Origin of the sequence: Corallococcus sp. 4LFB (assembly GCF_046520365.1) — a bacterium.
In the GTDB taxonomy this organism is placed as follows: Bacteria; Myxococcota; Myxococcia; order Myxococcales; family Myxococcaceae; genus Corallococcus; species Corallococcus caeni.
The window spans coordinates 37972-51551 of record NZ_JBKGHJ010000007.1; the positions used below are offsets into that span (position 1 = coordinate 37972).

The 13580-nt window shown below is 64.0% G+C and carries 9 protein-coding genes; 7 read left to right on the forward strand and 2 right to left on the reverse strand.

The window, feature by feature from the left end:
* Nucleotides 1–255 precede the first annotated feature (255 nt).
* The 7 genes from ACLEQD_RS01775 (at nt 256) to ACLEQD_RS01805 (ending at nt 12016) form a co-directional block, all read left to right on the forward strand.
* Entirely contained in the window at nt 256–1392 is a 1137-nt protein-coding gene (locus ACLEQD_RS01775) for a TolC family protein (protein WP_370639877.1), read from the forward strand.
* The gene (locus ACLEQD_RS01780; RefSeq protein ID WP_223738400.1) at nt 1389–2687 is read left to right on the forward strand and encodes an efflux RND transporter periplasmic adaptor subunit; all 1299 of its coding nucleotides are present in this window, start codon (nt 1389–1391) and stop codon (nt 2685–2687) included. Before ACLEQD_RS01775 ends, ACLEQD_RS01780 begins: the two co-directional genes overlap by 4 nt.
* A 9-nt stretch (nt 2688–2696) precedes the next feature.
* On the forward strand, nt 2697–5858 hold the full coding sequence (locus tag ACLEQD_RS01785; protein WP_410381212.1) for an efflux RND transporter permease subunit: 3162 nt from the start codon (nt 2697–2699) through the stop codon (nt 5856–5858).
* 1576 nt (nt 5859–7434) lie between these two features.
* Nucleotides 7435–8679: an ABC-three component system protein gene (locus tag ACLEQD_RS01790; protein WP_410381214.1), complete on the forward strand. Its 1245-nt coding sequence runs from the start codon at nt 7435–7437 to the stop codon at nt 8677–8679.
* Complete coding sequence (locus ACLEQD_RS01795; protein WP_410381216.1) at nt 8676–9173, forward strand: three component ABC system middle component; 498 nt, start codon at nt 8676–8678, stop codon at nt 9171–9173. Before ACLEQD_RS01790 ends, ACLEQD_RS01795 begins: the two co-directional genes overlap by 4 nt.
* Nucleotides 9170–11125, forward strand: a complete 1956-nt coding sequence (locus ACLEQD_RS01800; protein ID WP_410381218.1) for a DUF3732 domain-containing protein — start codon at nt 9170–9172, stop codon at nt 11123–11125. Before ACLEQD_RS01795 ends, ACLEQD_RS01800 begins: the two co-directional genes overlap by 4 nt.
* A gap of 85 nt (nt 11126–11210) precedes the next feature.
* Nucleotides 11211–12016, forward strand: a protein-coding gene (locus ACLEQD_RS01805; protein WP_410381220.1) for an IS5 family transposase whose coding sequence is annotated in 2 segments (ribosomal slippage) — nt 11211–11556 and nt 11556–12016 — 807 coding nt in all. Because the reading frame shifts where the segments join, the coding sequence is not laid out codon by codon here.
* On the opposite strand, the gene ACLEQD_RS01810 is transcribed toward ACLEQD_RS01805, so the two are convergent.
* Entirely contained in the window at nt 12013–12159 is a 147-nt protein-coding gene (locus ACLEQD_RS01810; protein WP_410381222.1) for a transposase, read from the reverse strand. The two genes, ACLEQD_RS01805 and ACLEQD_RS01810, sit on opposite strands and share 4 nt — an antisense overlap.
* A gap of 218 nt (nt 12160–12377) precedes the next feature.
* A complete protein-coding gene (gene ltrA, locus ACLEQD_RS01815; protein ID WP_410381229.1) occupies nt 12378–13541 on the reverse strand; it encodes a group II intron reverse transcriptase/maturase in 1164 nt (387 codons plus the stop codon).
* Nucleotides 13542–13580: the final 39 nt, after the last annotated feature.

Below are 13580 nucleotides of genomic sequence, written 5' to 3' on the forward strand. Positions count from 1 at the left end.
CGGTACCGCCATGCGCGGCGCCGGCCTTGGGCCATCTCTCATCCACTCATCAGCTGCGGCTGACGCTGCAGGTGTGCTCGCGTCCTGACGGTCTGACTCCGCCGGTTCCGCACATCCTCCAGCCCAGGCGCGGCCCTACCTCTTTTCAATTTGGTGAGCGTCGTGTCTCCATCAATCCGTCTCATAAGTCTGCTCCCGCTCCTGCTCGTCGCGGTGCCGGCCTTCGCGGCCCGCCCTCTCACGATGGAGCAAGCTGTGGCACTCGCACTCGAACGCAGCCCCCGACTCATTTCCACCCAGGCCGATGCCGCCGCAGCTCGAGCTCAGCTTTCGGGAGCATCCCTCCTGTTCCAGACCAATCCGGACCTACAAGTCGCCGTCGGCCCACGCTTTCGCGCGAGTGGGAACAACGTCGACGTGGGCGCCGGGGTGAGCCAACAACTGGAACTCTTCGGCCAGCGCGGAGCGCGCAGGGACGCCGCAGCGGCGACACTTTCCGCGAGCGAGTCGCGCCTCGCGGTCTCTCAGGTAGAGCTCGCGGCCGAAGTGCGCCAAGCCTTCGGCAGGGCCCTCGCGGCCGAGCAGGAACTGCAACTGGCCAATGATGCACTCGTACTCGCAGAGCAGGGCCGGGATGCCGCAGAGCAGCGACTGCAGGCTGGAGCCGCCTCTCGCATCGAAGTGAACACCGCGCGGGTGGCGCTGGGCCAGACCCAGCGTGCCCGTGTTCGCGCCGTCCAGCGCCGGACGCAGGCCCTCGGAGAGCTGCGACTGCTGCTGGGCATCGAACCAACTGAGGACATCGCACCCGAAGGGAACCTGCGCGCGGAGGCGGCCGCGCCCCCAATCCTTTCCGTCCTCCTGGAGCGAGCGGCGGCGCAACGCGCGGACCTCAAGGCAGCCAAGGCCGAGTTGGAGGCAGCCCAGGCAGAGGTCCGGCTCGCCAGCCGGGGGGCGCTACCCCGCCCTCGATTGGGGGTGAGCTACAGCCAGGAGGAGGACGCCCAAATCGTCCAAGGCACACTCGGCATCGACCTGCCCCTCTTCAACCGCAACCAAGCGGCGCGAGGGATTAGCACGGCACGGGCGGCCCAGGCGGAGCGGGCGCTCGCCGCCACCGAACGCTTCGTGCGTTCCGAGGTGGTGCTCGCCCTCGAGCGCTACCGCACTGCCCTGTCAGCCGCGGAGGTGTTCGGCGGCGATGTGATGGCGGCCGTGCAAGAGAACTTAAAGCTGATCAATGAGGCCTATCGGGCCGGGAAGGTGGACTTCCTGGAGCTGCTCATCATCCGGCGCGAGGCCCTCGATACGAGCCGTAGCTACATCGAGGCCCTTGAGGAACTCAACGCCGCGGAGGCCCAACTCAAGAAAGTGGTGGGGAACATCCAATGAACGTTCACACGAATCTGTCCATCGTCCTGGCGGCGGCCCTTCTTCTGGCCAGTTGCTCCGACAAGAAGGCCGCCCCCCCCTCCGATGAAGCGAAGACGGCCCCGTCCGGCAAGGAGACGAAGGGCAAGCCCCACGCCGAAGAAGAGGGCCACGACCACGAGAAGGAAGAAGGCGAAACCCATGGTGAGGGGGGAGAAAAACATGACGAGGTCATCACCCTCACGCCAGAGGCGCTGCGCTCGGCGCAGCTCCAGTTGGCCCAGGCAGAGGCAAAGCCCCTCGTAACCGGCCTCATCGTGCCAGCGCGTATCACCTTCACCCAGCAAGGCGTAGCCAGAGTGGCCTCCCGCGTTCCAGGACGACTCGCCACCATCCAGGTAGCTCTCGGCCAGAAGGTGAAAAAGGGGGAGGTGCTGGGCCATCTCGAGAGCCCTGAGCTTGGCCAGGCGCGAGCGGACTACCTCTCCGCCGCGACCAAGGCGCGCGTGGCGGAGCAGAACTTCCGCCGGGAGAAGGATCTGCTTGCTAAAGGAATCACCAGCGAGCGGGACATGCGCGAGGCGGAAAGCACCTTCGTCACCGCCGAGGCGGAGCGCAACGCCGCCGACGGCCGGCTTCATGCGCTCGGCCTTTCCGACGGAGAAATCAGCACGCTGCGTAGCAACGAGCACTACAGCTCGCGCTTTCCGGCCATCAGCCCACTGACAGGCACGGTGGTGGAGATTTCGGGCACGGTGGGCCAGGCGGTGGAGGCGGCCACGTCCCTCTTCACGGTGGCGGACCTCACGGAACTCTGGGTGCAGTTGGACCTGACGGAGTCTCAGCTCCCGCAGGTCCATGCCGGTCAGCCGGTGGAAATCACCGTCCAAGCACGGGCGGGCCAGCGCTTCACGGGCCGCGTGGACTACATCGGAGACGTCGTTGATGAGAAGACTCGCACCATTCCGGTACGAGTCGTGGTGTCCAACACCGATGGGGCGCTCAAGCCGGGCATGTTCGCCCAGGCGGAAATCGCCACCACCTCGGGAGAGACACGAGACTCTGGCTCCGCCTCGCCCACACGCATCGTTGTCCCACGAGAGGCCGTGCAAAAGGTCGGCGAAGAGCAGGTGGTCTTCGTCCCAGCCGGCGAGAACCGCTTCCGCCCCGTCGAGGTCCAGACTGGCGCCAGTTCCGCCCAGGACGTGGAAATCCTCTCAGGTCTTCAGCCCGGTACCTCCTTCGTCACGCAAGGAGCCTTCATCCTCAAGTCCGAACTCTCGAAGGAGAGCATGGGCGAGGGCCACTCCCACTAGGCGGGCGCCATGTTCGACAGGCTCATCCACTTTTCCATCAAGAACCGCATCCTCATCTTCATCCTGACGGCGGTGCTCGTCGGCTTCGGCCTCAACGCGCTGCGCTCACTGCCCATCGACGCGGTACCGGACGTCACCAACGTGCAGGTCCAAATCCTCACATCCTCGCCGGGCCTTGGGCCCGTAGAGGTGGAGAGGTTCATCACCGTGCCCGTCGAGACCGCGATGAGCGGCTTGCCGGACACCGAGGAAATTCGCTCCGTCTCCAAGTTCGGGCTGTCCGTCGTCACCGTCGTCTTCAAGGACGAAGTGAACATCTACTTCGCGCGGCAGCTCATCCAGGAGCGGCTGACAGCGGCGCGCGAAAGCATCCCCGAAGGCTACGGCTCTCCGGAGATGGGGCCCATCTCCTCGGGCCTGGGAGAAATCTACCAGTTCGAAGTACGGGGCGAGGGTCAGGGCCCCATGGAGCTGCGCAGCATCCTGGAGTGGCAGGTTTCCCCGCGGCTACGTGCCGTGCCCGGCGTCGTCGAGGTCAACGCCTTCGGCGGAGAGCTCAAGACTTATGAGGTGCAGGTGGACCCCTCCAAGCTCACGGCCTACGGCCTGTCTCTGGGCCAGGTGTTCCAATCCCTGGAGGAGAACAACGCCAACGCCGGAGGCGCGTACATCGCACGCGGCCCGGAGCAGGTGCTCATCCGTGGCGAAGGCCTTGTGGAGACACTGGATGATATCCGCAGCATCGTCCTCTCCACGTCTCCACAAGGAGTCCCGGTCTATGTCCGAGACGTTGCCAACGTGGCGTTCGCTCCACAGGTCCGCCAGGGCGCTGTGACGCGTGACGGCCGGGGCGAGGCCGTCACGGGCATCGTGATGATGCTCATCGGGCAGAACTCGCGCGAGGTGGTCACCGACGTGAAGGCCGAGGTGGAGAAGATCCGCCCCACCCTGCCTCCTGGCGTCACCATCGACACCTTCTACGACCGCACGGACCTCGTCCGGAAAACCATCCAAACGGTGGCGAAGAACCTCGTCGAGGGCGGTCTGCTCGTCATCGTCGTGCTCTTCGTCATGCTGAGAAACCTGCGCGCGGGACTCCTGGCCGCCGCGGCCATTCCCCTGTCCATGCTCTGCGCCTTCATCGGGATGCGGGCGCTGGGCGTCTCCGGAAACCTGATGTCCCTGGGAGCCATCGACTTCGGCCTCATCGTCGACGGCGCGCTCATCATCGTGGAGAACGCGGTGCGGCACATTTCGGAGCAGAGCCACACGCTGGGCCGGGCCCTCACGCGTGAGGAGCGCGACGAAGTCGTCTATCGCAGCGCGGTGGAGGTGAGACAGGCGGCCGCGTTCGGTGAAGTCATCATCGGCGTGGTCTATCTGCCCATCCTCGCCCTGAGCGGCATCGAGGGGAAGATGTTCAAGCCCATGGCCATCACGGTCATCTGCGCCTTGGCGGGGGCCTTCGTCCTGTCACTCACCTTCATCCCGGCCCTCGCCTCCGTCCTGCTTCCCCGAAGGGCGAAGGAGCAGGAGAGCTTCATCGTCCGCGGGGCGCGCCGTGTCTACGAGCCCGCGCTGTCCTGGTGCCTCCGGCGGCGCGGGGTGGTGGTGGGCATCGCGGGAGGCCTGCTCGCGGTGAGCCTGGCCACGGTGCCCTTCCTGGGTGCGGAGTTCATTCCCCGGCTGGATGAGGGAGCCCTCGCGCTGCAGGCTTGGCGTGTGCCCTCGGTCTCGCTGGAGGAGTCGGTGCGACAGACGGGCCTCATCGAAAAGGTGCTCAAGCGATTTCCCGAGGTCACCACCGTAATCTCCCGTACGGGGCGCGCGGAGATAGCGACAGACCCCATGGGCGTGGAGATCAGCGACATCTTCGTCATGCTCAAACCGCATGAGGAGTGGACGACGGCGGAGGACCGCGAGGGGCTCATCGCCCGCTTCAACGAAGCGCTCACGAAGGAGGTGCCCGGCACCCTCTTCAGCTACTCGCAACCCATCGAACTTCGGGTCAGCGAGCTCATCTCCGGCGTGCGCTCGGACGTGGCACTCAAGCTCTATGGCGAGGACCTGGACGTGCTGAAACAGACGGGAGACAAGCTCGCCGCCGCGCTGGCCAAGGTCCCAGGCGCCGCAGACGTCAAGGCCGAGCAGGTGGCGGGGCTCCCTGTCGCGCGCATCCAGATAGACCGGCAGGCCATCTCCCGCTACGGCATCAACGCCCGGCAGGTGCTGGACACCATCGAGGCCATCGGTGGCAAGGAGGTGGGAACGGTGCTGGAGGGCCAGCGGCGCTTCGCGCTCCAGGTGCGCTTCGCACCAGGCGCTCGGCAGAGCGTGGAGCAACTCGAGGGAATCCGCGTGGCCAGCCCTTCCGGACAACTCATCCCGCTCTCACAGCTCGCGCGCATTGTCGTGGAGGAAGGCCCCGCCCAGGTGAGCCGGGAGAACATCCAGCGACGACTCACCATCGAGGCCAACGTGCGCGGGCGAGACCTCCAGAGCTTCGTCACGGAGGCCCAGTCGGTCATCGCGCGCGAGGTCAAGCTGCCGACGGGCTACTGGGTGAGCTGGGGCGGACAGTTCGAGAACCTCCAGTCCGCGTCGAGCCGGCTCGCAATCGTGGTGCCCCTCACCCTCTTCCTCATCTTCGTGTTGCTCTACACCACGTTCAACGCGGTGCGGCCGGCCCTCCTCATCTACCTCAACATCCCCTTCGCGGTGACAGGTGGACTGCTGGCGCTCTTGGTGCGGGGAATGCCGCTGTCCATCTCCGCGGCAGTGGGCTTCATCGCCCTCTTCGGAGTGGCGGTGCTCAACGGACTGGTCCTGGTGGCCTACATCCTAAAGCTGCGTCAGGACGGCCTGTCGCCGGCCCAGGCCGCCCACGACGCGGCCCACGTGCGCCTTCGGCCGGTCCTCACCACCGCGCTGGTGGCCTCGCTGGGCTTTCTCCCCATGGCATTCTCCACCGGGGCCGGCGCGGAGGTGCAGAAGCCGTTGGCCACCGTCGTCATCGGCGGGCTCTTCAGCTCCACGCTGCTCACGCTGCTGGTCCTGCCCACCGTCTACACCTGGTTCGACCGCGGCCGCCCCAAGGTCGTCCCCGTCCCCCCAGAACAGTCCCCTGCACCCACGGGACACTCTCCGGTCGCCGAAGGAGGGGCCGCATAAAGGGCTGTGCCTACCGAAAACTCGGTCGCTGCGTCATGGGGGCATCTGTTCAGCATCCGGCAGTGCGACAAGGCAGGCTAGGTCATCAACCCAGCCTGCCAAGACCACGGCCCAGCCTGCCCCCTGCTTCAGGCTGGGCGCCCTCCCCGTGAACGGCCACCGGCGCGCGGCTTTGAGCGACGCCCACCACCGGAATGCACGGCCGGCAGGGCTTCCGCCGGGGGCCACAGGCAGGACCGAACCGTACCGGCGTAGGTGGTAGTCGAGCATGGGGCAGCACCAGGACCCGCATGTCCCGCCCAGACCTGTGCGAGGCATACCTACTCCCTCCCCTTCTGAAGGATGCTGGACGCCATCCCCAATCCGCGCTACTCGGGGAAACAGCCGCAGGGAAGTTTGCGGAGACTCAATCGGCCCCCGAATTTTCCCGACTTCGCCTAACCCCAGGATTTTTCTCGTGTTTTCCGTCGCAGTCTCTGGAGAGGGCGCAGAGAACGAGTTCGCGCAGGGCTTCGTTCGGGGAGCAAAAAAGAAGGCCCTGCCCTAACTTGGCAGGGCCTTTTTGCTTTCCACGGGCCTCGCGATGAACATCGCGGGGCCTTCGTGATTAAGCCGCTGAATCCCAAGGGATTCTGGCTCGCGGTGACGAAGAGGGCGCTCTTGGCGCTCTATCCCGCAGAGCGAGATGCCCCCTCTCCTCCGCCGCCGATTGGGCCCTCTGGACCGCTCTTTCACCCGTTTTGGGGAGAGAGAGTCCGAGAGTGGTTAACAGCTTTGTTAACCACCAAGGGCATTCGATTCTGACAACCCCGAGCTTTCGATGTCGTACCTTCCAGGTTTGCTTCGCTTCCCTGTTTCCAGGACGACTCGGAGCCTTTGAGGCCGGCTCGGACCCTCGTGGCTGTTAACCGAGAGCACGAAGACGCGACCAGCATTTACTGGGTACTCACGATTTCGTTGCGCAGCGAAGACTCTCCGAAACGGCGCCCAGTCTCTCTTGGCCGAGGCCTCGGTCTGCACAGCCTCCTTGCCCGCCTCTCTGCCCTTCTCCACGTGTCAGGAATAGGGTCAACAGACCGCATCCGGGTCGGACAAACGGATCGCGAGTCCTGATTGCTCAGGACCGACCGCTTGCGGCCGATTGCCTCACACCCGCACGCGGAGGGAGTTGTCAGGGCGCAGGACCAGTCAGAATTCTCGGCTCAGCCCGACCCTTGACGCGCCCGAGCACGCGAGCCGCCTTCGGCTGCTCGAAACTACGAACCGAGAAGGTGACCCGCGAGCGATTCGACAGGACGGCCCAGGACAACGCATTTGCACGACCTCGTGAGTTCCTGCCGCTCCGCGTTAGTCAGCGCCCCCAGCCAACTCTGGCACCTGCCTACCCTAACTTGGCCCCCCACCCTCGCGACAACGGCAACGTCAAGTCCATGTCCCTGCTGAAATCATCTCCAGTCACTGACACTGCGTGATGCAGCCGAGGAGCATCCCCCCAACCAACCGCACAGGACTCGGGACTTGACCTCTGAACTGCGGAGGCTGAAGGATGGCTTCTTAGGTCACTGGGGTGGACACCATGAGTGGGTTCCCGTTCTCTGCTGCCGACTCGGCGCTTGGGTATCTGTACCAGGTTCGCATCGCGCTGCTCTGGTCACTGCGCCGCGCGAAAGCCGGTGGCGATTTCGTCGTCTCTCTCGAGACGCTCGACGACGTTACCTTTGAGTCGACGGGCGGAACGCCAGAGGAACTGCTTCAGACGAAGCATCATCGCAATAGTGAAGCCTCCCTCTCAAATGCGAGCGGCGACCTTTGGAAGTCGCTACGCGTGTGGTTCGAGGGCCACGCAAATAACCAGTTCCCAGCGGGCACGGCACTCTGTTTGCTCACGACGGGTGCGGCACCGAAGGACGGCGCGGCGTGGTTCCTGCGCAATGAAAGCCGCGATGTTGGGAAGGCACTGTCGATTCTCGAATCGACGACACAAAGCTCCGAAAGCCAAGCTAACGCACCCGCGTACGCTGCGTTCCTCGCCGTGTCAGCGACTGCGCGTCGAAACATCCTCGACAACGTGGTCGTGCTCGATCGCGCTCCCGGCATTTTGACAATCGACGACGACCTTAAAGCAGAAGTCTTCTGGACCGCCGAGCAGAAGCACCTCATTCCGTTCCTGAATCGGCTTGAGGGCTGGTGGTTCCGCCGCGTCATCAAGCAGCTTTCTGCGAGTCCAATGCCGGCGGGAATCCTAAGCGCAGAGCTTGAAGCCGAAATGTCCGAACTGCGCGAGCAATTCAAGCAGGACAACCTGCCGATTGATGAGGACCTAATCACCTTCAATCTCGACGACGAGACACAGGATGCGCATGCTGAGTACCGGTTCGTGCATCAACTCAAGCTCATTGACGCAGGAAAGAAACGTGTTGCCGCCGCAATTAGAGATTTCTACCGAGCCTACGAACAGCGCTCTCGATGGCTACGGGAGGAACTCCTTCTCGTCGGTGACCTCAGTCGCTATGAGCGCAAGCTCTTTGAAGAGTGGGAGTTGATCTTCGAAGCGGCTAAGGACGAAATCGAGGCTACCGCTGCCGAAGCTGCCAAGCGAAAGGCGGCGCGCTCGGTACTGGCCTGGGCGGAGATGACTACGATCGCTATTCGGCCCGGCGTCACGGAACCGTTTGTTATCCGCGGTTCGTTCCACATGCTAGCGGACGAGACGCCGCCACGAATCGGGTGGCACCCCGACTTCCACGATCGCCTCGCCGAGATTCTGAATTCTAGCAGCGCCGCCAATCCTGACGATGCAGCGAAAGGGGCTGCAGAGTGATACCGTGGCGCGCTCGTTCGATCGAGGAACGGAATCTGCTCAACCCTGGATTCTGCTCTGTCCTACTGTGGCACTCAGCGCTCGGGTACACCTCAGAGCGCAAGGTGGCGCTACCAATCGAACTCTCGTTCCTTGTGTTACCGTTCGTACTCCATCGCGAGACCCGAGAGAGCCTTCCACGCAACATCAAGTCGTCGCTTCCGACATGGCTCGCTGAGCAACCGATCGTGCGTACGCGCATCAGTGAGAGGGCGTCCGCGCTAAGGCCGTTCACACGAGAAGCGCTCGTCTTCGGAGGTTCGCATGGCCTGCTTTCGCTGAGCGCAGAGGGCGTCCATGCAAACGCCGAGATGAAGAAGCGGGTAACCGCTGGTCTCAAACCGACCAGCGACGAAGTTCGCGCATGCGCCAAGCACGCCGAGTTTCTCGGGAGATGGCTCGAGAAGGCTGGTGATTCGGAGACCGTGATGGCGCTGCTGGGGGTAAGACCATGAGCGTCCAGATACTCGACATCGTCCTCTACAGCCACGACGGGAGACAGCGCGCACTCCCGTTGAAGGCAGGACAAGTGAACGTCATCACCGGTGCATCTAAAACGGGGAAGTCTGCGCTGATTGACATCGTCGACTACTGCTTCGGTAGCGGTGAGTGTCGCGTGCCCCACGGGCCGATTCGCCACTGCGTCGCATGGTTCGGTGTTCGACTGCAACTCGCATCGGGTCAGGCATTCGTCGCGCGACGCTGCCCGCCGCCCAAAGGAGCGTCGAGCGAGGACTTCTTTGTCGTGACTGGAGCGACAGTCGAACTGCCTTCAGCAACGGCGCTACGGCAGACGACGAACACAAAGGGCGCCCTCGCGTTATTGACGTCGTGGGTCGGAATCCGCGACAACCTGCACGAGACGCCCCCGGGGCAGAAGCGCCCTTCACTCTCAGCAACGGTTCGCCACGCACTCGCTCTATGCTTCCAGCGACAAGATGAGATCATCCGTCGACAGCAACTCTTTCACGGAACCGATGACTCGTTCTTCGCGCAGGCATTGAAGGACGCGCTGCCATACCTGCTCGGCGCTGTAGATGATGAGCATGTGCGCAAGCAGGCTGAACTTCGGCGGCTTCGAGACCAGCTTCGGGCGGTTGAGCGTCGTCTTGCAGAGATCGCAGCACTGCGTGGAGATGGAGCCTCGAAGGCGGATGCACTCCTGGCGCAGGCACGCGACGCCGGGCTCTCGAACGCAGTGACGACATCGAGAGAGGAAACGATAAGCGCGCTTCAGACGGTAGCGAGGACCCCCCTTGGCAATGTTGACGTCACACTGCCTGAAGGCTCGGAGTTCTCGCGACTTTCGACGGAGCGAGGAGATCTACTGGAGACACAGCGACGGTTGCGGACCGACATCGAGGCGGCACGTGCGTTCTCCAAGGACGAGAAGGGCTTCTCCCGCGAGGCCAAGGAACAGAGGGCGCGTCTCGCAACGATTGGTATCTTCGAGGGCGGTGCGGCTGGGCACACTTGCCCGCTGTGCACGCAGGAGCTTCCCGAAACGCAGGCTCCTCCGGAAGTCGAGGTCTTGCATAGCGCGCTGCGCGACGTCGCGACGCGCATGGAATCTGTTGCGCGCGTCGAGCCTCATATCGAGCGCGCCATTGGAGAGCTTGAAAAGCGCCTCCACGATGTCCACCAGAAGCTCTCCAAAAACCGTGCGCAAATGGAGGCAGTCCGCACGGCGAACATGGCTCTCTCCCAAGCACAAGCCGACTCCGCGCGAAAGGCCCATATCCTAGGCCGGCTCAGCCTCTACCTTGAGAGCATGCCGGATGTTCCCGATACGAAGGGACTTGAGGAGCAGGCCGAGTCGCTGCGAGCTAAGTGTCAGCAGTTAGAAGAGGAACTGAGCGATGAGCATGTTCAAGAGCAACTGTTCTCGATTACTTCGCGCCTCTCCGAACGAATGACCGAGTGGGCTCGCTCGCTCGGACTGGAGCATTCATCATCGCCTCTGAGGCTTGACTTGAAGAGACTCACAGTCGTCGCAGATACTCTCGATGGTGCAGTGCCAATGGCCCGAATGGGAAGCGGAGAGAATTGGGTCGGGTACCACCTCATCGCCCATTTGGCACTCCACCAATGGTTCGTTCAGCGTTCCAGCCCGGTCCCGCACTTCCTCTTCCTAGACCAGCCATCGCAGGTGTACTTCCCACCGGAGAAGGACGTGGACGGTTCGATGGCACTTGTGCCCGACGACGATCGTCTCGCCGTCTCGCGGATGTTCGAGTTGATCTTCGAGGCCGTGGCCGAGGTGACTCCGGGACTTCAAGTGATCATGACGGAGCATGCGGACCTCAACGAAGACTGGTACCGCAAGGCTCGTGTGGAGAGGTGGCGTGGCGGATTGAAGCTCGTGCCCGAGGATTGGCCACGTGCCGGCGAAGGGGCCGGCGATTGAAGTACGTGCCATTTACACTAACAGCACCTAACGAAAGTCGGGGTTGGTGTGGCCGTTGCCAAGGGGCATCCTCAGCTTGAGGGACATGGTCCGCGAACTTGTCTCTGACGCCTTCTGGCAGCGCGTGGCGACACTGCTGCCTCCGCCCCGGCCCAAGAAGAAGCTGGGCCGTCCTCGGGCGGATGACCGGGCGGCGCTGGAGGCCATCGTCTTCGTGCTTCGAAGCGGCATCCCGTGGGAGATGCTGCCTCGCAAGCAGTTCGGCCTGTCGGGCATGACGGCCTGGCGCCGGCTGGAGGAATGGACCCGGGCCGGCATGTGGGAGCAGCTCCAGGCGCGGCTGCTGGACGAGCTGGGACTGCGAGGTAAGGTGGACTTCTCCCGCGCCTCCATCGACTCCTCGGCCGGACGGGCGTCAAAAAGGGGGCCCTCACGGGCCCACGCCCGACGGATAGAGCGAAGGCGGGTAGCAAGCATCATCTTCTCGTAGAGGCCCATGGCCTGCCACTGACCGAATCGGTGACAGCCGCCAACGTCCACGACACGCACGAACTCTTCCCCCTCGTCGACTCCGTGCCCGCGGTGCGGATGCCTTCGGGGCAGCGCCGCTTCCGCCCGGGAAAACTCCACGCCGACAAGGCCTACGCCTCCAGAAAAAACCGGGGCGGGCTTCGCCTGCGTGGCATTGACGCTCGCATCGCGAGCCCGGGCGTCGAGTCCAAGGAAAGGCTCGGACGCTACCGCTGGGTCGTGGAGCGCACGCTGGCGTGGAAGAACCAGCTGCGCCGACTTCGCGTCCGCGACGAGCGCAGGGACGACGTCCACTTCGGCTTCCTCGTCCTCGGCTGCTGCGTCATGCTCCTGCGCCGGCTCTGTCCTGGCATTTGTTAGGAGCTGTTATTCGCCTCCCTCAACCACTGCGACAACGTCGGCTGCGACACGCCCACCTGGCGCGCCAGCGCCGCGGCACTTACCGAGCCCGGATCCACCATCTGCTTAACCATTTCTGACTTGAAGCCATCCGTGTACGGCACTGCGTCCTGCCTGCTCTCGCCCCCAAGGCGTGGTCAGCCTGGCCGTTCAGCCGAGGCGGTCGGGTCGGGGGCCGGCGCGGTGGTGTGCAGGCTGCTCTTGGCTGTTTCCGCCGTTTCCAGCTTCGTGCCCGTGTAGAGCGTGCCATCACTCCGTTTCCGGTCCCCGCCACGTCGAACCGGACAGGCGGATTTCCCGCATCCGGCTCACCGCGAAGGCGTCATCTCACCAGGGTTATGGTTCCGCTCGGAGGGAAGCCCGCTTTCAGGGCAGCGTAGTACCGCACCCGGTAGTCATCGAAGAGACCCCAGGCGCCGTACACGACGTCCTTACTCCACCGCTTCCAGCCGAATCCCCCTCGCTTCGCTCTCTTCGCCGCGAACCGCCTCACCTTGAGCTCGACGTGATGCTTCACCCTGTCGAGCGCCTGGTACGAGTTGCCCCACCGGAAGTAGTTCACCCAGCCACGCACGATGGCATTCACCTCCGCCACGGCTGCCTTCACCGCGAGTGCTCGACTGTCCCGCAGGACGTAGCGCACGCGGCGCAGGACTTCGGTGACCTTCTTCCGTCGAGGATTCGTATTCGGGTACCACGTCCCCGTCTTCGGGCTCCGCTTCCACCGGAAGTCGAAGCCCAGGAACGCGAAGGAGGCGCCACGGTCGGTCATTGTCACCGTCCGCGTCTTCTCCGTGTTGAGCGACACGCCGAGTGCCTCCGCCTCTTGGCGGATGCGCTCCAGCGCCCGGGCCGCCCACCTCCGTCCCTTCTCGGAATCGGGGGCGAGCACCACCATGTCGTCCAAGTACCGCGCATAGCTGAGAAAGCCTCGTCCTCGGTCCAGGGCATGGTCGAGGTCGTTCAGCGCGATGTTGGCCAGCAGCGGGGACAGGGGCGAGCCCTGCGGGATTCCCTTGTCTCCTGTGCTCTTCAGGAACTGATTCACGAGCGCCAATACCTCGTCGTCCTGGACTCTTCGGGCCACCCGCTCCAGCAGCGGCGCGTGCCGGATGCTGTCGAAGTAGGCCTTCAAGTCCACGTCCACGACGTGGTGTCTGCGCCGTCGCAGTCCCTGCCGCACGGTGTCGATGGCCTCATGCGCCGAGCGCCCCGGCCTCGCCCCAAAGGAGCTGTCCGAGAAGTCGGCCTCGAAGATTGGCTCCAATACCAGCCGGAGGGCACCTTGGACGACGCGGTCTCGAATCGATGGAATCGAGATGACACGCACCTTGCCACCCTCCTTTGGAATCTCTCTTCGTCGGTACGGCCTGGGGCGGTAGGTGCCTGTGCGGAGTTCCTCGGCGACAGCACCGAGAAACCCTGCCCGTCCCTCCTCCTCAATGTGCTCGAAGCGGATGCCGTCTTGCCGTAACCGTCCGGCCAACGACGTGCCGGATCGCTTGCAAGCAGACGGGAGGCATGC